Consider the following 20209-nt stretch of genomic DNA (forward strand, 5'->3'; position numbering starts at 1 on the left):
AACCCCCTAGCGAATCAAAAGTTCATATTGTCCTAATCCGAAGGTTGTGGCTTTCCCTACATGGAACTTCTCGCCAAACAGCAGCAGCGGCAGCCATTCGTCCAGCTCCGCGGAGCGCTCCCATTCCAATTCCACCTTGATCCCGCCAAGCCATACTTTTTTTTGCTGCCGCCATGAATAGCGAGCCAGCTCCTCCCACTGCTCGCGGTGCACCCGTACGGTTTCCCTCGGCGGCTCAGGAAGAAAATCGAAACGCTGCAAGCCGATCTCATGCTCGCCATGCAGCCAGTAAAGCTGCCTGACCCGTTGTTTGAGCTGCCATAAAAATTCGGAAAGGGAAAACTGGCGCAGCACATTTCCTTTCCGCATCATTCGGCATGGAGTTCGAAAACGAAGCACAACGGCCCGGTAATCGTCAACCACGCCTTGCCAACGGAAGAAAGAAACAGACGGGCGAGAAAAGCGGGAACGGTCAAACACCATCGATTCGCGCCCTGATTCATCCCGCTGACGGACATCATGCAGCGAAAAACGGACATGTTGGCGGCCAAACGAATACCGATCGATCTGTTCAAGCGCACATAACCAATGAAGCGAAAAGTCAACAGCCCGCCGCCCCAACAAGACGATATCCACGGTGACCATTTGCCCTTCCTTGACCAGCGTGGACCGGTCTTCGCAGCGAATCAAGTACGGATGCGGCATCGTCCCGCCAATGCCCAGCCGTTCTCCCTCGTCGGCCGGGGAGTCAAACAAATGGGCGTACACACATTGACAACGATAAACGCAGCGGGAACAAGCGAGCGACTCGTCATGACAGACGCTTTTCCGGATCACCCGTGCCAACACGCCGCGGATGGCGGAAGATTTATATTCAGGCAGCGCCCCGCCTTTCGTGCATAACAGCGTTGCTCGCAACAAAACGTACGGAAAATCCGGAAGCGACAAGGCGACTTTTGTCTCCCTATTCATCACGGTAAACTCCTTTGTATAGATGATTGAGCGATCAAGCCGAGAACAGCTTTTTAGATGAGCCGAAAAATCGAATAAGCAGGCCAAATCCCTAAATAATCACAGATGCGATTCATTTTCTGCATCGGCGTCTCCCCGCCCAACAGCCCTTCGAACATTTCTGCCGAAAAATCAGCAAACCCGTGGCCGCTTACTCCTTCGTGGCGCAAATCAAGCAGCGACTCAAAGGCTTTTTCGTTAAACAGCAAATACAGGTCGGCAAAATACCGATCGCGCGAGCTCAACCGTTCCAACCCGACACATCGGTCGCGGCGAATCCGCACGTTTTCCCGCCGCTCCATTTCCCGCACTTCTTGGCTAAGCGCCTTCATATAACGATGAAAATGCCGGGTTAAGCGCTTTTGCTTCCCAAGCGGCAGCCGGTACTGAGCGCCAGGACGGTCAAAGAACGGAAAACCCCTCTCCTCGTCGTGGGCATCCCAGCCAAGGGCATACAAAAGCGCTTCTTCCGCCAAACGGTAATAAATAACAATGAAGTCAATCAATTCTTGTTGCTCATACAATAGTTCGGCATAGCTATGCAAAAAAAAGAGAAACGCCCGCTGTTCCCCTGTCGCCAATCCTTTCATCTGTTCAATGAACGCTGCTTCTTTTTCCGCCTCTTCACGGTCAATGTGGGAAAGGGACTCCTTCAAAACGGTTAAATAGCACTCGAATTCTTTCGGCGAGAACCGCAATGATTTCAACCGTTCCCCAAATTCCAGCAACGTCTGAATCCGTTCATCATTCACCTTCCCCTCAAGCAGCCGCTGGGCCGCGTGAAAATTTCCCGCTGCGATCAGCTCATCGACATGATGGTAAATATCCTCATTGCGGATATAGGCGTTCGCCCAACCAGCACTTTCGATTCCCAGCTCTTCAAGCCAAACCACTGTTTTATCCGCAAACAACTGTACAGCTTCATGGGCAACCATTTGCTGCAAGTTCGCCTCCCCACGGCCGAGCGGCAACAAAACGCGGTCCGCCCCCTCTTTAATGCCGCGCAGGCGAGAACGAACAAACTCGAGTTGTTCCGCCAAGCCGATGCCATGCGGAACAAGGTGCCATTCGACTGTCGCTTCGATGGCGGAAGTCCATTCATCCCATCGCTTTCGTTCATTCCGATGCCATTCGCTTTCATGCAGAAAAAAATGAATCGCCAACGAACGAAATCCACGCACCAACATTTCCTCAACGACGGCATCGATCACCTCAGCTGAGCGGTCGGACCAAGCATCAACGAGCACCCATCTCATACGCTTCCTTCCTCTCCTTGGCAAGTTGGGAAATGAACTGCAGGAGAAACCGGTTGACATCCATAATGTTTTCATCCCACCGGACTCCTAAATCCCGAAACAGGAGCGAGGTGTCCATAATAAACCGACGCTTGGCCTTCTCCATGGTGACGCTGTCTGTCCCATAGTACGAATGCCACAGTTTTTTCTCATTGATTCCGCTTCGCGCGTGGCCAATAAAACTGCGGTTGCGCACTTGCAGGGCATTCGCCACATTCAGACTTTTCAAATAAAAATACGCCCCATAATACCCGTCCACTTCCCATTGGTCATATTTTTCTTCAAGCCATTCAATCACTTCATAAATGGTTGATTTTTTCTCGATCATCACGTTTCCCGGAACCGTTTGCGCGTGTTGCAACAAATAGTACAAAACCGCCTCGCGCGCACGGTAAAAACGAACTAAAAACGCCACCGTATTGCCGGCGTCCAAATACATGTCCAAATGCCGGTATAATTCAACAATCCGAGCCAAGTCGCGCCGCTTGATGTCATCGGATACCAATGATTGCAAAATGTGCTTTGTCTCCTCGAGCACACGGTTTGTGCCGATGCGCCTCACCGCCTCATGCCAGTGGCCGAGCGCCTCTTCCATCGCAAAATTCAAGCGGTCGATCATCATCTGCAACAAATGGGAAGCCGCCTCTTTTTCTTTCGTCTCCTCCAAGTCTTGCAACATCTCCAATGCTGCTTTATAGTCATGTTCAATAATGAAATTTTGGACTTGCTTCAGCCACGTCTCAGCGGGCGGGTCCGCAACAGTCGGTTCCATATGTATCTCGGCATCGTTCCAATAGATGCTCACATACCGGTCCGCAAACCGACGAATCCCCTCAAGAAACAACAAGGAAACCAGCGGAGAATCCCCAAATCCAACTAAATGGCCGAACTGGGCAAAGGGAAAACGAATGCACAACTTATGTATGATCCTTTCCATTTCAGCCCGACACAGAGCGAAGTCACCGCCTTTTCCAACGGAAAGAAGATGAACTTCCACGCGCCAGCCGCCTTTGATTTGCCTCTCAAACCATCCTTCAAGCTTCCGCTCAAGCACAACGCGCTCAATGGCTTGAAACTGAGGATCGAGCGGCCAAAAAACAACGAGACGCCGCTTTCCGTTCGACACGATTCGCCGCAACAACAGCGAAAGACGCTGCACTGCGCGAAGACATTCCTCATCCCTCGTCACCTCGGCCACCGTCCGCGAAAGGTCCCCCGCCTTTAGGATCACTTTCGGCATCAATACTTGCGGAATCAACTGCTCCTCACGCAATCTGTTCACCCCTTACTGTGACAGTACGCAAACGAAAGGACGGTTCTTCCATACGAAGAAATTTCTAGATTGATATGGTTATCATACCATAAAAATAGTTAATTTTCACTATTCTTTAATTATTTTTGCGTCAGATTAGGAGAATCTTCCCCATTTTCCACCTCTCATCACCAAAAGTCGACGTGACAGCCCGCTTCTTTTAGAGGCAAAATAAGGCGTCTAGTTTGTTGCTGCTTCATAAGCAAAAGTCTGTCCATATTGCTTTCAAGCTTGTAGATACACACCCCATCGCCATTACGCGGGGGACATTAACATAATAAACATGCCTAAGCATAAGCGAAAGCCCATCAGCTTACGGAACTGTACACTTTAACAAGCCAACGACACATCTTTGAACCTAGGAGCTATCGAACGTGAAACAGGTGAAGGCGTTAACGATTCAAGACTCCTGCGGCTTTATCCCGCGTGAAGCGTCAACTGAGGACAAACAGGGGAAACATTCCCTAGAAGGCTAGGCAAAAACGGTTGTTTCTTTTGAACGATGGGGGAGTGTGTAAAAGGCGATACCGATGCAACAGAGCTTTTCTATTTGAGAAACGAGATCGGTAAGCGGCCTGCTCCCTTAAATCACCGGCCTTCTAGCATTTTTCGAAGGGGTAAAGAATCCTCTCCGCGAGGCCCAATTCCTTCAACCGCAACTTTGTTGCAAAACGCCGCCACACCAATAAAAGATGGTTCAATCCTCTCCGCGAGGCCCAATTCCTTCAACTAGTTTCAAATTCAATTATTGGTAAAAGGAATTTATTTGGTTCAATCCTCTCCGCGAGGCCCAATTCCTTCAACAGCATCTTTATTTTACCATTGATTCTCTAAGGCGGCAAGAGGCCATTTTGCACACCCCTCACACTCCCGCAAACTATAAAAATTGATTATGTAAACTTGTACAGATGACCGAAATTGCCAAACGTTCAAACTATTGATCTATCAATACCATATTTCGTGAATCGAAAGAAAAAGAGGCTTGCACACCCCTGCCGTTTTTGCGGCTGTTTTGGGGTGTGCAGCTAGGGAAGGTCATCGGCTTGTTCCTCGCCGCGCCAACACCTGCTCAAGCCCCACGGCCACGCCGTCTTCCTCATGGGAGAGGGTGACGAAATCACTATTCGCTTTCAATTCGGGGGCGGCGTTGGCCATGGCGACGCGGCAGCCCGCCACCGCAAACATCGACAAGTCGTTATGGCTGTCGCCAAAGACGACCGTATCGCGCATATCGATGCCGTAATGGGCGGCGAGTTGCTTGAGCGCCTCCCCTTTCGTCGCCCGTTCGTTGTTCATCTCAATGTTGTGCGGATGTGACGAGGTGACCGTGACGCCGGGGAGCAGGGCGAAACGGGACGCCGCATCAAGAAGCCGCTTGCGGTCAAGGGCGAAAATCAGCAGCTTATACATCACCCGCGCCGGGTCGTCCCACACGGTGCGGATATCGTCGACGTACGTCACCCGCGCCTGCTGGAACTGTTTGTTTACGAGCCATTTCACCTCTGGCGCCGCCTCGGCCATCTCCGAAGCGAGCGCTTCCCACTGAGCGCGGTTGTGCAAACCGACATAGACCGCATCGCCCGTGTACGTCTCACAATACAAGTCCGTCTGTTCGCGCACCCACTCAAGCACTGGGCGGACCGCCGCCCGCTCAAGCGGCGCCTCGCTGATGACAGTGCCGTCTTCGAGCGTGACGATCGCCCCGTTTAAGCTGGCGATCGGGCAGACGAGCCCCGCCTCGCGAAGCGGGGCGAGTGCGTCTTTGCGCGCCCGCCCGGTGACGATGGCGACGATATGGCCTTGCGCTTGTGCGGCTGCGATCGCTTGTCGATTTGGTTCGCTGATTTTCCCCTCCCCGTTCAATAGCGTTCCATCCATATCTAAGGCAATAAGCATCGATCCATCCCTCTCTTTCGCTGTTCTCCACACCGCGGACCATAAACCAAGGGCTCGCTTTCCACTAGAAGGCTGGTGAAAAACCGCTGTCACACCCCAATCATCGCATTTTCATTCAGAAAAGAAGGCTGTTTCTACAAGGTTTCTCTAATTGAGAAATAGGTGGAAGCAGTAGTATTTTGCACGAAATCACCGGCCTCCTAGAGCCGTCCTCGTAGGCGCTCCCCTATTATACCAAAATGATGGCAAAAACGTGAAATCTGCCCGCTTTTCATAGTATAATAGATGAAAAAAATTCTCAATGAAAGCGAAGGGATGCCCATGTGGATTGTTTACGCCTTGTTGGCGGCGGTGTTCGCGGCGTTGACGTCGGTGCTGGCGAAAATCGGGATTGAAAACGTCAATTCTCACTTGGCGACCGCCATTCGCACCGCGGTTGTGCTTGTGCTCGCGTGGGCCATCGTGTGGTTGACCGGCGCCCACCATGGCATCAAATCGATCTCTCCCAAGAGCTGGTGGTTTTTATGTTTGTCCGGGGCGGCGACCGGATTGTCATGGCTTTGTTTTTACAAAGCGATCCAAATCGGTGATGTGTCCCGCGTCTCGGCCATTGACAAATCGAGCTTGGTGCTGACGATTTTGTTTGCGGCGATGTTTCTCGGTGAACCGCTCTCCGCGAAGGTCGTGATCGGGGTGCTGCTCATCACCGCGGGGACGTTGCTGATGATGTTGTAGCCCGTCCGTCTCAGCGGGCGCCTTGTCTTCCCTCTCGGCTGCCAGCCGGCCATCAGGGGAACGATGCGCCCTGGCCCTCCTCTCCGCCCCCTCCCGAGCTCCGCGAACGAGCCCGCCGTTTAACGGAGAAACGCTCCATTCTCGCTTGGCGCCACAATTTTTTTACTTTTTTATAGACAGGACGAAGGAAAAGATGATATGATGGTCTTCACTATGATGAAAAGCCACTCGGCATTTGATCACCTTCATTCAATGAATGGTCGCGGCGATGAACCCGCGCTTGCATGATCGCGCGGCACATCGAGCGAAGAGTGATGTGGAAGGAGATATGGAATGAACGATTTTCACCCGTTCGGCTGGTATGCGGCGAAAATTTCCCCGCATTTGCCGAAAAAAGCGTTTCAGCCTGTGAGATCCCGTCTGTTTGGAGGTTTGGCTTATTTGTTGGTGGTCACTGGCGGCATCCTCGCTGTGTCCCTTTTCCACTTTCACCCGGTATGGAACCTCCTCATTTCCGTTGTGCTCGGTTTCAGTTTCGCAGCGTTAGGATTTTTAGGCCATGAAATTTTGCACGGCACGGTCGTCAAAACGCCGTGGCTGCGCGATCTTCTTGGGGCGATCGCCTTTTGGCCGCTCTGCACCGGGCCGAAGCTATGGCGAAAATGGCATAATGCCACCCACCATGTGCATACCCAACATGAAGAAAAAGACCCTGACGCCTGGCCAAGCATGGAACAATTGGCGAAAAGCCGCCTGCTTCGCTGGGTCTACCGCATTCCGTTCCCAGTTCGCACTAGTTTCGCGTTTGCCTCCCTGTCGGTGATGTTTACCGTCCACTCGATTCGGATGCTCGTTTCGTTTTGGCAAGACTTCCGCTGGAAAAATCGCATCGTTGTCCTATGTCAATTTCTCTTGCCGTGGACGACGTGGATCGGGCTGTTATGGCTTGTCGGCTGGGAAAAGTGGCTGTTCGCCTTTTTGCTTCCGCTGCTTGTCGCCAACATGATCGTCATGGGCTACATTTCGACCAACCACCGCCTCAATCCGTTGGTGCCGGTCAACGACCCGTTGGCGAACAGCTTGTCGGTCACCGTGCCGAAATGGGTGGATGTTCTCCACTTCCATTTCTCGTATCATACCGAACATCATCTTTTTCCGGCGATGAGCTCAAAATACTACCCGCTCGTGAAAGAGCAGATCAAACGGATGTGGCCAGAACGCTACCACGAGATGCCGATGACTAAAGCGCTGGCCGCGCTTTGGAAAACGCCGCGCATCTACTACGAGCACAATGAGCTCATCGAGCCGAAGCAAGGTCATGTGTACGGCACGCTTGGCAACGGACTCGATCCCGATGAGATCGCGCCCCGCAGGCAGGAAGAAGACGCCGAAGCATTGCCGACGACGCGGAAGGCAAAATGGAAAAAAGCGTCCGGGGTCGGCAAGGCATAAAAACCGCTCACCAAACGATGTGTCATTACCGGAATCATCAGCGCCCGATGTCGTTGCATCCGCCGCAAGGAAAGCGGTGGCGGGCACAAGCCGATCTGCAACAGATCGAAACGACCGCGGCATGCAGCCGAGAGACACGTTTTCTTGACGGAGCAGATACAGATAGGCAGTAAACAAGAGAGGGCTCGCCACTTTGTGAGCCCTCTCTTGTTCCACTTTCCCATATCACGCAGCTGATCCAACCATAAACGAGTTCGTTTGCCGCTGATTTCTGTTTCCCGTTCCATCAGCGGCACCGATCGATGCAAGCGATCAACCGCTTTTCAATATCGGCCGCCACCTGTTCGAGCGCCGGTTCACTGACCATGCCGACAAGCATCGTCGGTTTCGGCATACCGATCTTTGTCACTCCGTTTTCCACATAGACGACGATTTTACACGGCAAAAAATAACCGACTAAGAGATTTTCACTTAACACCCGCGCCGCTTCTTGCGGGTTGCACACTTCTAAAATGACCATCGGCGTCGAAAAGTCAAGTCCTTTCTCTTGCAGTTTCTCCGTGACGCTAAACCGCCAGAGCACGCCAAATCCTTCTTGTTTCAAGTGTTCTTCCAAACGCTCGATCGTTTCGTTCAAACCTGTTGTTACGTGAATCGTGTAATGAAACATTGCTTATTCTTCCCTTCGCGAATAGTTCCCCACTGTTTATCATACCCAAACGGATCTGTAAAAAACAAAAGGCGAAACATGATCCGTTTTCGCCTTCACACATATCGTTTTCCGTCGTCCATCGATCCACTCATAAAATATCCACCCAAATTTTCAATGCTGTCGCCAAAATCAATACTGCCAAGATCACCTGCAACACTTTCGTATTCATCTTTTGTCCGGCTTTCGCCCCGAGCGGTGAGGCAAGCAAACTTGCGATGACCATGATGAACGCTGGAACGTAATCGACTTGGCCGGTGGTGATTTTCCCGAACGTCGAGCCGATCGAGGAAATGAACGTCACCGCCAAAGAAGTAGCGATCGTCATTCGAGTCGGAATTTTCAAGACGACGAGCATAACGGGCACAAGTAGAAATGCCCCCGCCGCCCCGACGATGCCGGACCCGACGCCGATCAGAAACGCCAAGACGGCCGCCAGCCATTTGTTGAATGTCACTTGGTCGAGCGGAATGTCATCGATCCCTTTTTTTGGAACAAACATCATGATCGCTGCCAACGCCGCCAGCACGCCGTAGACAACGTTAATCGCTCCTTCACTCATTAGCTTCGAGCCATAGCCGCCGACGAAACTGCCAATTAAAATGCTTGCCCCCATATACAAAATGAGCGATTTATTCAAGTAGCCGCCCTTCCGGTACGCCCATACGCCGCCGATCGTGGCGAAAAACACTTGCACGGCGCTGATCCCCGACACTTCATGGGCGCTGAACGCCGCCAGCCCAAACAACGGCGGGAGGTATAGCAGCATCGGATATTTAATAATGGATCCGCCAATGCCGACCATACCGGAAATAAAGGAGCCGATAAAGCCGATCAAAAAGATGACAATGATAAACTGAAGCGATATGTCCACCTTTTACGCCTCCTCTCTTGATCTTTATTGAAAAACGAGGGGGATCTGTTCAGCACATCCCCCTCTACCTAAGCAACCGCTCATTAGGCATGAGTATGATGCAGCGCGCAGCGGTTCGGGCCGATCTCAAGCTCTCGTTGTGTTTCGATATCCACCGTTTTGAGACCGCGGTTGATGGCGACAATGTCTTCGAAGTTCGGCGGGGTTTCCGTTTTGGCGCTTTGGATGACGAGATCGATGAATTCGTCTTTCGCTTTGTTTTGCATCATCTCATTGCGGGCGCGGATGCGGCCCAGCGTATCGCCGACATATCCCTCCGCGTTGATTTCTTCGTCTAAGTTCGCGTAGTGCGCTGGCAGGACGATGACATCATCAGCCATGGCTGCCACTTTTTCATATACGGTGTGATACAAATCTTCCGCCCATTCGGCCACTTTGCCGCCAAGGTCCGGACGCCCGAGACCACCGACGAAAATGGTGTCACCTGAGAACAACCATTTTCCGTTGACGAAGAACGAGACGCTGCCCGGCGTATGGCCCGGCGTTTTCACTGCCAGCACTTCAAGATGAACGTTTTCAAAGTCGATCGTTTCATGTTGCTCAAGCGGCTTGAAATCGAACACCGCCCCTTCGCTTTTCATCAAGTAATATGCTGCTCCCGTTCGTTCGGCCAGCGCTTTGCCTCCGGACAAATGATCGGCATGCAAGTGCGAATCCACGATATGCGTGATCGTTACTCCTTCTTGTTTGGCCACTTGTTCATACACATCGACAAACCGCAACGGATCGACGACAAGCGCTTCGCTTCCTGAGATGACCATATACGACAGGCATCCTTTGCCGACGCGGATGAATTGGTAAATTTTCAATTGATCATCTTCGTATACCTTCGCTTGATGGAGATGCTCGCTCCACGCCTGCATCCCGCCGGCGAGCGTATACACGTTGTCAAACCCGGCTTCTGCCAGCTGCTCAGCGACAAACGCCGCCGATCCGCCCTTCGCACACACGACGACGATGTCTTGGTCTTTCGGAAGACGGTCGACAATCGAATCCACGCCGTCAATCAATTCGAAATACGGCACGTTCAAATACGCGAAGTTTTCCCCTTCGATTTTCCAATCGCGAAAATCACTTTCATTGCGAACATCCAAGATGAACAACGATGCTTTGTTTAACACCTTTTCCGTCATTTGTTGTACGGTCATTTCTTTCACCATCTTATCATATACCCCCCGATGTATATTTGATTGTTGAAAAAGGCCGCTCTATTACGATTGAGCGGAATCAAGCGGCCCGTTCCATTGCGACATGCCTGGAACAACGTTGCGCACACGGTCAAATCCGTTTTCGGCCAGCTTTTGCGCGGCCAAATCGCTCCGCGTCCCTGTGCGGCACACGACGTAAATCGTTTTGTCTTTCGGAAGCTCAGCCATCCGATTCTCGAGCTCCCCAAGTGGAATCGAGACCGCACCCGGAATATGGCCAAACGCATACTCCGCCGGTTCGCGGACATCCAAGACAAACGAATCCGGATCGTGAAGTTTTTCTTGCAGTTGTTCATTCGATACGACATGAGGGAATGTCGTTTCTTTGCGTGTTTCATGTTCCGCTGACTTGCGGATATAATGTTTCAACACCCCATTTTCTTCAATCGTTCCTAAATATTGATGCCCTGTGCTTTCCGCCCATGCTTTAATATCGGCTTTGGAGCCCTTATCCGTCGCTTGCACTTCCAGCACTTGGCCTGGCTGCAGCTCACCGATGGCCTTTTTCGTGCGGACAATCGGCATCGGACAGGACAGTCCTTTCGCGTCTACCGTCATATCGACTTTAATCATTGACAAATTCCCTCCTTGATGGTTTATTCGACCGGTTTATTCGATCGGCCCTTCCCAGGACAACATGCCGCCTGTCATGTTGACGACGCGGTAACCGCGGCTGTCAAGAAACTCCGCCGCGCGGCCGCTCCGTCCGCCGGAACGGCAGACAAGAATATATTCTTCCTTTTTGTCCAATTCATGCATGCGGAACTCAATCAAGCCGAGCGGAATGTTGACCGCTCCCGGAATTTTTCCTGCGGCCACTTCATCCGGCTCGCGCACGTCAATGATTCGAAGTGGCTCTCCGGCGCGAAGCCGTTCTTCTACCTCTTTCGGTGTGATTGTTTTCATCGTCATCCTCCTCTACTGCCAGGCGTTTAAGCCGCCTTTGACGTTAGTTACGTGCTGAAATCCCATTTTCTTTAATAATTTGCTCGCTTTTTGGCTTCTCATTCCGCTTTGGCAAATGACAACTACTTCTTTTTCTTTTGATAGTTCGCGAGCGCGTGCAGCCAATTCATGCAGCGGGATGTTGCGAAATCCTGGCAAGTGAAAAGAACGGAACTCCATCGGAGTGCGCACGTCAATATATTGCACGTCAGGTTCTTTTAACCGGCGTTTCAATTCCGCCGTCGTGATCATCCTCACTCCTTTCGGCGGAATGAAACGACTGGCGAGAAACCAAGCAAGCAAAACGAACAACACGATGTTGATGATGGTTTGCGACATACCATTCCCTCATTTTAAATAAATAAGTTCACATTTCCTTCCGAAGCATCGGCCAAATAGGCAGCCACCCCCGCAAACTCAATGCCGTCAATCAATTCTTCCGGCTTCAGTCCAAGCAAATCGACCGTCATTTGACAGGCGACAAGCTTCACACCCTGCTCTTTCGCCATCTCGATCAACTGCGGAAGCGGCATGGCGTTATGCTTTTTGATCACCTTTTTGATCAGCTTCGGGCCGATGCCGGCAAAGTTCATGCGCGACAGTCCCATGCGGTCGGCGCCGCGCGGCATCATTTTGGCGAACATCTTTTCAAGAAACCCTTTTTGCACCGGAACGGGCGCCTCTTTCCGCAAGGCATTCAGCCCCCAAAACGTGTGGAAAATCGTCACGTCATGATCATAAGCCGCAGCGCCGTTGGCGATGATGTAAGCCGCCATCGCCTTATCATAGTCGCCGCTGAACAAAATGATCGTTGTCTTTTTCTTCGGCTGTGTCATCTTGCTACCTCCTCTCCTTATACCTGTATGGGTATACAAAAAGGTGAAAATTATCCTTTTTGAATCCAGAACATCAACACACCATTGTCTTCTTTCATATCAAGCACCGTATGGCCGCTCGCTTTCGCCCATGCCGGCAAATCGTTTTTCGCCCCTTTATCGGTTGTGTGCACCTCGAGCACTTGACCTGATTGCAATTCGTCCATCGCTTTTTTCGCTCTCACCACCGGCATCGGGCAAGCTAGTCCTTTGGCATCCAATACTTTTGCTACATTCATCATTGATGACCTCCTTGGTTAGATAAAGTTTATTACCATTACCCCTATGGGTATATTACTACAAGAAAAAGAACGTTGTCAACACCTTTTTGTTGAGCAACGCATTAACGGCTTTTAACCAACAGTTCGATGGCTTCTTTGACAAGATGGTCTGTGCTTTCTCCTTTTTCCATGTTTTCCCGCAGGCAATGTTCCAAATTGGTACTGACGATCACCGCAATGGCGCGGTCAATGGCATTGCGCGCCGCCGACAGCTGGGAAACGACGCTCTTGCAGTCTTTGCCTTGTTCCATCATGCCGAGGACACCTTTAATTTGTCCTTCAATCCGTTTTAAGCGGTTTTTGACTTCTTTGTTATATTCCACCGGCTCGTTCGCCCCCTTTCTTGACAATCACAAGCCGCGATTGAGTAGCTTTTCACCTCATAACCGTAGCTGCGCAGCAACCGAATGCCGATATTTTTTTCGACCGCATCTTGAGCGACCACATGCAATGGCTGCCGCGGAATGGATGACAGCTGCCGTTTGATATAGGCAACAGGGATATGCAGTGCATGGCGAAACATATGGTCGTTGATTTCATTATAATCACGCAAATCGACAATAAGCAAGCGGTTCGGCACTTGATCGACCGGAAGACACAAAACGCCTTTTACCGGACCGTAGCGTCGATACAGTGCTACGATGAACAAAGTGAGAAAAATCAGCAACAAACTGCCCCCAATCAATATCTCACCCTCCTCTTCTTTATCTATGCAAAGTGATTATATACCCCTAATAGTATATAATCAACAGGAATGTATTTCCAACCGTCTTGCATTTCCACAAAAACCGCTGCAGGCAGGGAAACCTGTCATTTTTCTAGCGGGCTGGTGATTTACTCGCGCAACCGCTTCTCGGAATCGTTTCCCAAGTAGAAAAAACTTGTTACATCAGCCCCTATGTTCACGCGTTCAATCATCGATCAAGACAAACAGCTGTTTTTCACCAACCTTCTAGGCTTCCAAAAAAGCTGGTGATGTAACGAAACACGCTATTTTCCGACAATATTTATCAAATATAGAGAAACTTTGTCACATCAGTTTTTTGTTCCTTGTAGTCCCCATGATTCACCGGCCTTTTACAAGACCGGTGATACCATGAAGAACGATGCTCAACAATCCACCTTCTCAAATCAAGAAACGGATTGTTGCACCGCGTACTCGGTGCGACTATCCGCCCTCTGAAAAATCGGATTACGTCCAACGAATCAACAAGCCATAGACAGCTGGATGGAAACGGACGAGTTCCACATGACCCGCTTTTTGTTTCATATAGGAAAGCAACTGATCGGACGGGATGCGCTCATACAAGGGCGGTCCCATTTCGCTTTCTATCGCTTCCCATTCAATCAACAGGAACGTCCCGTCCGGCTTCATCACACGGCGAATTTCGTCAATGGCAGCGTCTTTTTGTTCTACTTCATGAAAGACAAACGCCATGATGCCTTTATCGATGGAGCGGGAAGGCAGCGACGTCGAAACGACATCCGCGACTTGGTACTGTATGTTCGTCATTCCTAGCTGTCGCGCCCGCTGCTTTAGCAATTCGATCATCTCAGGCTGCACGTCAACCGCATATACGTTCCCGTTCGTTGCTTGCGCCAACGGAATCGTGAAATAGCCGTTCCCTGCCCCTAGATCCATAATCGTATCGTCCGGTTTCACTGACAACACCGAAACCGCCTTCTCCGGGTCGATCCATTCTTTGCGCTTCGGATCCAACAACCGTTCCGCATGTTCATGATGAAAACGATGCCCTGTCATTCGTTTCCCTCCGATTCCGGACTTTTCATTTTAATCGTATTCTCCATTTTCTCCTTCATCAACACAGGATCATAGCATTAAACAACTGCTGCGCGGTTTGGTTTCCAGAACTACGAAATCTCAATTGTTCAACCCGATGAAAAAAGCCGGCATTCGAAAACGCCGGCTCCTTTTTTATCGAACGGCGCAACGGTTTGGACCGATTTCCATTTCCCGTTGTTCGTCTTCTGTCGGATGCAGTTTCCCCATATTGGTCTGCCGAATTTCCTGATAAGCGTTCGGTTGCGGCGGCAAGTTTTCTGTCACGGTACGACGAAACTCTTCATCACTAGAAATATTCAGTCCGTGATTTTTCTTATACAAAATCCCCAACCGTTCAGCGACACTGCCGTCCTCGTTCATTTCCTTCGGCCCCATATAATGGGCTGGCAACACAATTAAATCATCCGCCAATTGTTTATAACGACGATAAAGGGTTTCCCGCAGATCGCTCACCCAGTCTTGCGCTTTCCCAGCAAGATCCGGGCGCCCGATCGAGTCGATGAATAAAATATCACCGGTTAACAAATATTGATCGTCTACGATAAACGATGTACTGCCGATCGTATGTCCCGGTGAATACAACGCTTCAATCACGACATGGCCAACGTGGATGCGGTCGCCATCTTGAATCGGTGTGTAGGTAAACGTCACCTCTTCTGCGTCTTTCGGCGGCAAGTAATACGTCGCACCCAGTTCTTCCGCCAACTTACGCCCGCCAGAAATATGGTCGGCATGCAAGTGCGTATCGAGCACATGCTTGATTGTAATGCCGTGTTCGTTCGCAAAACGGACGTAAGCGTCAGTCATGCGGTTCGTATCGATCAACGCCCCCTCACCGTTCGATTCGACAAGATACGAGAGACACCCTTTGCCAAGGCGGACGAATTGGTAAATCGTCCCTCCGCTTTTCAGCTCACCGATTTTTACGGGTTCCAAATGCTCGCTCCATGCCTTCATCCCGCCTTCGATCGAATAAACGTCCGTATAGCCCGCTGCTTCCAACTGTTCGGCCACAAACTCTGACGAACCGCCCTTCGCGCAAACGGCATAAATCGTTTTGCTTTTATCTTTCGGCAAACGGTCCAAATATGGTTCAATGCCATCCAACACTTCAAAATACGGAATGTTGACGACTTCGACTCCTTTTCCTTCAATACGCCAATCAGCAAAATCTTCGGGATTGCGGGCGTCTACGATAAACAACTCCTCGCCGCGCATAATTTTATTGGCGATCTCTTTGACCGAAATCGTTTTTGCCAACGATATCCCCTCCTGATCTTATGGTTTTGTCAATGGTCCATTATTCTCAACGATGATTCGTCTGATTCCACAATGCCATAATGGCATCTGGATCATACCCGAGCACCCAACGGCCACCGATTTCGATTTGGGGCACGCCCATTTGCCCCGTCGTTTCCACCAGTCTGCGCGCTGCTTCCGGGTCGAATTCGACATTCACTTCTTTAAACGGAATCCCTTGAGCGCGCAAAAAGTTTTTCGCCATGACGCAGTACGGGCACGTCGTTGTAGTATAAACAGTAACTTGTGCCATGATTCTCTTTCCTCCTCTCCTTCGATTAGAAGGCCAATGTAATATCGGCGTCTTTCGCAAACTGCAGGAACGTCGCTGCTCCCGCCACCTCAATGCCATCGACGAATTGGTTTTTGTCAAGCCCCATGACATCCATCGTCATTTGGCAAGCAATCAGTTTGACACCCATCTCTTGCGCCATTTGAAGCAATTCGGCAATCGATGGAACGTTCGCTTTTTGGAACCCTTGTTGGAAATGCTCTTTCCCTTCAGGAATCGGCAATTGTTTGTGCGCCTCTTTATGGATGAGGTTCAACCCTTCAAACGTGAAAAACACGCCGACTTCTGCGTCTGCCGCCGCAGCCGCTGTCGCAATGTTAAACACCTTGTACGCATCAAACAACCCGCCGTTTGCTGCAATAATCGCCACTTTCATCGAAAACAACCTCCTTGAATATTTTCGTAATTATGTTTGAGTACTTAACTCAATTCTATACATACATGCTGCCTAGACCCATACATATACATGTATGTGTATTACACTAACCATGTTATCGAATGCTTTTTTGTTTGTCACTCACATTTCGCACCCTCTCGACGAAAATCGGGAGGATTTTTTCGTTCCGATGTCGAATGAATCCTTGACACACAAGGAAAGTGAAGGAGTTTTTCTCTCATGAACGTTCAAGTCAAAAAGGTCTATCGTAATGATTATTTGAATATAATAAGTGCCCTATTCAAGAAACTGGGCCTGCCCCAATTGATTGACCATCTCGTTCCCGTTGATCCACAGTGCCAGACTCGAGTCAGCGATGCCGTTCAGGCCATCATCTACAATATGTTTGACGGCCGGCAAGCCCTCGTTCACGTGGAACGATGGGCTCAGGAGATCGATCTAGAGAAACTCATCCGTCCCGGTCTCCATCCTTCCTGGTTGAACGACGATGCCTTGGCTCGTCATCTCGACCGCTTGTATGAGGCCGATATTCACAAGGTGATCAGCACTTGCTTGATTCACATTTATCGCAAAGAAGGCCTTTCCCTCCGAGCCTTTCACGCCGATACGACGGACAAGACCGTTTACGGCGCGTATGAATCGGCCTCGTTAGAGGCCTTACAAATCACACATGGCTATAACCGCCATCATCGTTGGCAAAAACAGATCGGTTTCGGACTGGTCGGCAACGAGGACGGCATCCCGTTTTACGGCGATGTGCACGACGGCAACCTGCCTGACAAAACGTGGAATCCGGAGGTGCTGTCCCGTGTCCACGAACAGCTCAAACAAGCCAAGATGGAAGACGAATGGATTTACGTGGCCGATTCCGCCGCGATGACAAAAGACACTCTGGCGCAAACCAAAGCGGCCAACGCCTTTTTGATCACCCGAGGCCCTTCGTCGCTTCGGATCGTGAAACGGGCATTAGCGGAGGCCGATTCGCCTCACATCCCGTGGAGCGAACCCTTTACGCTGGCGGAGAGAAACGGCGCCACGTACCGGGTATGGGAAACATCCTCCACCTATGAAGGCCACCCCGTTCGGCTGATCGTCGTCGAATCGAGTGCGCTCGACCAGCGAAAAGGAAAGACGCTCGAAAAAGAACGAACCAAAGAAGCGGAGCTTCTTCGCGAGGAACAAGCCCATTGGGAGCGCCACCCTTTCTCGTGCCGGGAAGACGCTGAACAAGCCTTGGCGTCCCTCAAGATGTCCCTTCGCCCACGGTTTCATCAGGTCAAGGCCGCGGTCGAAGAGATCGTACGCCCGAAAAAACGGCGCGGACGGCCGAAAAAAGGGGTGGAACCCGAGATGGAGACGCGGTATCTCTTGCGCCTTGACGTCGAATTCGACCAAAACGCGTGGGAACAGGCAAGACGGAAAGCGTCCCGGTTTGTCCTCGTCACGACCGTTCCGGAGGAATGGAAGGGCCAACAAATGGATGCCCAAGAGATCTTGAAGCTATATAAAGGGCAGATCTCGGTGGAAATGAACTTCGCTTTTTTGAAAGATCCGTTTTTCACGGATGAGATTTACGTCAAAAAACCAGAACGGGTCGCAGTATTAGGCTATTTGTTTCTGTTGGCCTTGGCGATTTACCGCGTTTTTCAGCGCCGAGTGCGTCAGTTTATTACTCCAGAACACCCGTTGAAGGGTCCTGGAGGCCGCAAGCTGACCCGGCCGACGGGACAGGCGATTTTTCAGCTGTTTCAATATGTGAACGTCGTCCTCCTGGAGCTGCCGGATGGGCGCATCCAACGCTCACTGGATCGCTCCCTCACCCCTGAACAACGAAGGATTCTGCAGGGGTTGGGGCTGGATGAGAGCATTTACGTGTAACGTCATACGGAACGACCAGCGATGGTAAAAAAAGGATAGCCATCGCTCGTTGTGTTGGTCAAAAAGTTATTCTGAAAAACTAAATAAAAAATCCTTTGTTTTGACCTTGTTAGGGTGCGAAATGTGAGTTGTCAACAAAAAAGCAGCGTTATTTTCGCTGCTTTTTCGGCGCATCCCCATATTCCCCTGTATCCAATTCCACAGTCACTCACGTTGATGCTCCAAAGAACCATCCACCATAACCCCTATTGAGACACGAACTAAGACGATGGCTATAAACACTTTCTTTACGAACGGCAAAGAAAACAGCCACCCGTGTTCTTTACTTCTTACCATTACTTCGTTCCATTTTCATATCCCCATCAACACTACTTCGCACGATTCATTACACTTTGATTACGGTAAAAAACTTTCTCAGAAGCCACGGCCCTGGCGCAAATCTTAACTTCAACTCCCATGCCCCAACGCCTGCAATCCGATATTGACGAGCCAATTTCATTTTCTGCCCCATGCTTCTGACATCTTCAAACCATACCTCATGGATATTTCCTAGCTCATCCTTATACCGGAAAAAAGGCGATTCATATTCCAATGAATACTGAATGGGCGATTGATACCGCATAGCGGTTAAAACCGCCTCTTGGTTGGAGAGAGCATCCGCCAATGTCCCGGACTGGTACGGAATGATCCAATCGTATCCATATAATGGGAGTCCGAGCAATATTTTTTTTCGAGGCACACGTTCGACAGCAAACTGAAGAGCGGATTTCACCTCCTGAATCGGAGCGACTGGACCTGGCTCACTTGTTAAATGGTGCCAATCGTATGCCATGATAAACATATAGTCGACGACCGCGCCAATGCCGCCGTAATCGTAGCCTTTGAGCCAAGGGATCTCCTCGCTTGTTTTCGCTGGAACGGCGATCGTCAAAACATATCCAGCCGGTTTTAACCGATCGCGTAGCTGACGCAAAAAGCCAGTAAACAAATCACGATCCTCGCCGCGAATTTGCTCAAAATCAATATTGACACCACCATAGCCCTTTCGTGACACTAAATAAAAAATGTTCTCAACCAAATTCGCTCTCGCTTCCGGATTGTTCAGCACTTGGCTCGCCAGTCTCGGACTAAACCCTTCCGATGTTAGATTCGTCACTACCGCGATGGGGGTGACGCGGTTTTGCCATGCTGTTTCAATCGCTGCGGCGTCATCCCGCATCGTGACAATATCGCCATTGGGCGCGAAACGATATTCGAACAAAGCGATGTATGATGAATACGGAGCGAAATCCCGCACGAACGCCCGATCTACGTTCGGTTCGCGGAAAATATAATAAGCTAACGTTATGGCTCGATACGAAGAAATATCAGGAATAGAAATTTTCATTCTTGGATACATTCTATACGGATTCACTGTCGGGTTGGCCGACCGCAACTGTTCGACCGTCACAAATGCCTTCCGTGCGATGGCGCTGAGCGTGTCCCCTAGCTGTACTGTATACGTATAGCTCGGGATCAGCAATGCTTGACCAGGCACAATATTCGTTTCAACTAAGCCATTGACAAGACGCAGACTTTCCAACGGATAATCGTATCGCCTGCTAATGGAAAAAAGCGTATCTCCAGGCTGAACAGTGTGAATAAACATGATCGTCCCTCCATTGCATGGAACAACAAAGTTTCCGAATATGATATATATATATGCCTGTTGCCCGCATCTGCACCTTGTCTTGCTATCTTCTGTACCCCATGTATGTGTTCTACTCCCCATTGTGGCATGTATGATCCCCCCCTAGAGCGCTCTCTTTTTTTCTTTATACTGCACACATTGAACTCCCCTTCTTCCTTCCTGTAAGACAATGAGGGGACACCTTGTGTCGCGGACT

At 50.4% G+C, this 20209-nt stretch carries 22 protein-coding genes; 3 read left to right on the top strand and 19 right to left on the bottom strand.

The window, feature by feature from the left end; genetic code table 11:
- Nucleotides 1–6 precede the first annotated feature (6 nt).
- The 4 genes from cas6 to GC56T2_RS09945 all read right to left on the bottom strand — a co-directional run bounded on the left by cas6 (nt 7) and on the right by GC56T2_RS09945 (nt 5514).
- A complete protein-coding gene (gene cas6, locus GC56T2_RS09925) occupies nt 7–972 on the bottom strand; it encodes a CRISPR system precrRNA processing endoribonuclease RAMP protein Cas6 (protein WP_144974889.1) in 966 nt (321 codons plus the stop codon).
- A 53-nt stretch (nt 973–1025) separates the two neighbouring features.
- A complete protein-coding gene (locus GC56T2_RS09930) occupies nt 1026–2267 on the bottom strand; it encodes a hypothetical protein (RefSeq protein ID WP_144974891.1) in 1242 nt (413 codons plus the stop codon).
- Complete coding sequence (locus GC56T2_RS09935; RefSeq protein ID WP_144974893.1) at nt 2248–3579, bottom strand: hypothetical protein; 1332 nt, start codon at nt 3577–3579, stop codon at nt 2248–2250. The genes GC56T2_RS09930 and GC56T2_RS09935 overlap by 20 nt, the downstream gene beginning before the upstream one ends.
- A gap of 1074 nt (nt 3580–4653) precedes the next feature.
- Nucleotides 4654–5514, bottom strand: a complete 861-nt coding sequence (locus GC56T2_RS09945) for a Cof-type HAD-IIB family hydrolase (protein WP_144974894.1) — start codon at nt 5512–5514, stop codon at nt 4654–4656.
- Between the two features lie 315 nt (nt 5515–5829).
- Between GC56T2_RS09945 and GC56T2_RS09950 the strand changes: the two genes are divergently transcribed.
- Nucleotides 5830–6249, top strand: coding sequence for an EamA family transporter (locus GC56T2_RS09950; RefSeq protein ID WP_231559827.1), 420 nt, complete (start codon nt 5830–5832; stop codon nt 6247–6249).
- 333 nt (nt 6250–6582) lie between these two features.
- Nucleotides 6583–7701, top strand: coding sequence for a Delta(10) desaturase DesB (gene desB, locus GC56T2_RS09955; RefSeq protein WP_144974896.1), 1119 nt, complete (start codon nt 6583–6585; stop codon nt 7699–7701).
- Nucleotides 7702–7987: 286 nt separating this feature from the next.
- Here the strand turns inward: desB and GC56T2_RS09960 are convergent, their stop codons facing one another.
- The 14 genes from GC56T2_RS09960 to GC56T2_RS10025 all read right to left on the bottom strand — a co-directional run bounded on the left by GC56T2_RS09960 (nt 7988) and on the right by GC56T2_RS10025 (nt 16424).
- Nucleotides 7988–8371, bottom strand: a complete 384-nt coding sequence (locus GC56T2_RS09960; RefSeq protein WP_144974899.1) for a DUF302 domain-containing protein — start codon at nt 8369–8371, stop codon at nt 7988–7990.
- Nucleotides 8372–8501: 130 nt separating this feature from the next.
- On the bottom strand, nt 8502–9284 hold the full coding sequence (locus GC56T2_RS09965; protein ID WP_144974901.1) for a sulfite exporter TauE/SafE family protein: 783 nt from the start codon (nt 9282–9284) through the stop codon (nt 8502–8504).
- Between the two features lie 83 nt (nt 9285–9367).
- Complete coding sequence (locus GC56T2_RS09970) at nt 9368–10504, bottom strand: MBL fold metallo-hydrolase (RefSeq protein WP_144974903.1); 1137 nt, start codon at nt 10502–10504, stop codon at nt 9368–9370.
- Between the two features lie 51 nt (nt 10505–10555).
- On the bottom strand, nt 10556–11125 hold the full coding sequence (locus tag GC56T2_RS09975; protein ID WP_144974905.1) for a sulfurtransferase TusA family protein: 570 nt from the start codon (nt 11123–11125) through the stop codon (nt 10556–10558).
- Nucleotides 11126–11161: 36 nt separating this feature from the next.
- Entirely contained in the window at nt 11162–11458 is a 297-nt protein-coding gene (locus GC56T2_RS09980) for a rhodanese-like domain-containing protein (protein WP_095859509.1), read from the bottom strand.
- Nucleotides 11459–11470: 12 nt separating this feature from the next.
- Nucleotides 11471–11836: a rhodanese-like domain-containing protein gene (locus GC56T2_RS09985; RefSeq protein ID WP_033012001.1), complete on the bottom strand. Its 366-nt coding sequence runs from the start codon at nt 11834–11836 to the stop codon at nt 11471–11473.
- A gap of 14 nt (nt 11837–11850) precedes the next feature.
- A complete protein-coding gene (locus GC56T2_RS09990) occupies nt 11851–12333 on the bottom strand; it encodes a DsrE/DsrF/DrsH-like family protein (RefSeq protein ID WP_013524024.1) in 483 nt (160 codons plus the stop codon).
- Between the two features lie 50 nt (nt 12334–12383).
- The gene (locus GC56T2_RS09995; RefSeq protein WP_011231556.1) at nt 12384–12611 is read right to left on the bottom strand and encodes a sulfurtransferase TusA family protein; all 228 of its coding nucleotides are present in this window, start codon (nt 12609–12611) and stop codon (nt 12384–12386) included.
- Nucleotides 12612–12715: 104 nt separating this feature from the next.
- Complete coding sequence (locus tag GC56T2_RS10000; protein ID WP_044743707.1) at nt 12716–12976, bottom strand: metal-sensitive transcriptional regulator; 261 nt, start codon at nt 12974–12976, stop codon at nt 12716–12718.
- Nucleotides 12943–13338: a rhodanese-like domain-containing protein gene (locus GC56T2_RS10005; protein WP_370454543.1), complete on the bottom strand. Its 396-nt coding sequence runs from the start codon at nt 13336–13338 to the stop codon at nt 12943–12945. Before GC56T2_RS10005 ends, GC56T2_RS10000 begins: the two co-directional genes overlap by 34 nt.
- Nucleotides 13339–13845: 507 nt before the next feature.
- Nucleotides 13846–14415, bottom strand: coding sequence for a class I SAM-dependent methyltransferase (locus GC56T2_RS10010; RefSeq protein ID WP_011231559.1), 570 nt, complete (start codon nt 14413–14415; stop codon nt 13846–13848).
- A 174-nt stretch (nt 14416–14589) separates the two neighbouring features.
- Nucleotides 14590–15717 carry an MBL fold metallo-hydrolase gene (locus GC56T2_RS10015; RefSeq protein ID WP_144974907.1) on the bottom strand — a complete coding sequence of 376 codons (1128 nt, stop codon included), beginning with the start codon at nt 15715–15717 and terminating at the stop codon, nt 14590–14592.
- A 46-nt stretch (nt 15718–15763) separates the two neighbouring features.
- Entirely contained in the window at nt 15764–16009 is a 246-nt protein-coding gene (locus GC56T2_RS10020; RefSeq protein WP_011231561.1) for a glutaredoxin family protein, read from the bottom strand.
- Between the two features lie 25 nt (nt 16010–16034).
- Nucleotides 16035–16424, bottom strand: a complete 390-nt coding sequence (locus GC56T2_RS10025) for a DsrE/DsrF/DrsH-like family protein (protein WP_020278573.1) — start codon at nt 16422–16424, stop codon at nt 16035–16037.
- Between the two features lie 240 nt (nt 16425–16664).
- On the opposite strand from GC56T2_RS10025, the gene GC56T2_RS10030 reads away from it, so the two are divergent.
- Nucleotides 16665–18323 (top strand): IS1634 family transposase, encoded by a 1659-nt coding sequence (locus GC56T2_RS10030; RefSeq protein ID WP_144972777.1) that lies wholly within the window; start codon nt 16665–16667, stop codon nt 18321–18323.
- 385 nt (nt 18324–18708) lie between these two features.
- Here GC56T2_RS10030 and GC56T2_RS10040 read toward each other — a convergent pair whose 3' ends face one another.
- Entirely contained in the window at nt 18709–19971 is a 1263-nt protein-coding gene (locus tag GC56T2_RS10040) for a glycoside hydrolase family 18 protein (RefSeq protein WP_144974909.1), read from the bottom strand.
- Nucleotides 19972–20209 lie beyond the last annotated feature (238 nt).

Origin of the sequence: Geobacillus sp. C56-T2, from assembly GCF_007829715.1 — a bacterium.
Taxonomy (GTDB): Bacteria; Bacillota; Bacilli; order Bacillales; family Anoxybacillaceae; genus Geobacillus; species Geobacillus icigianus.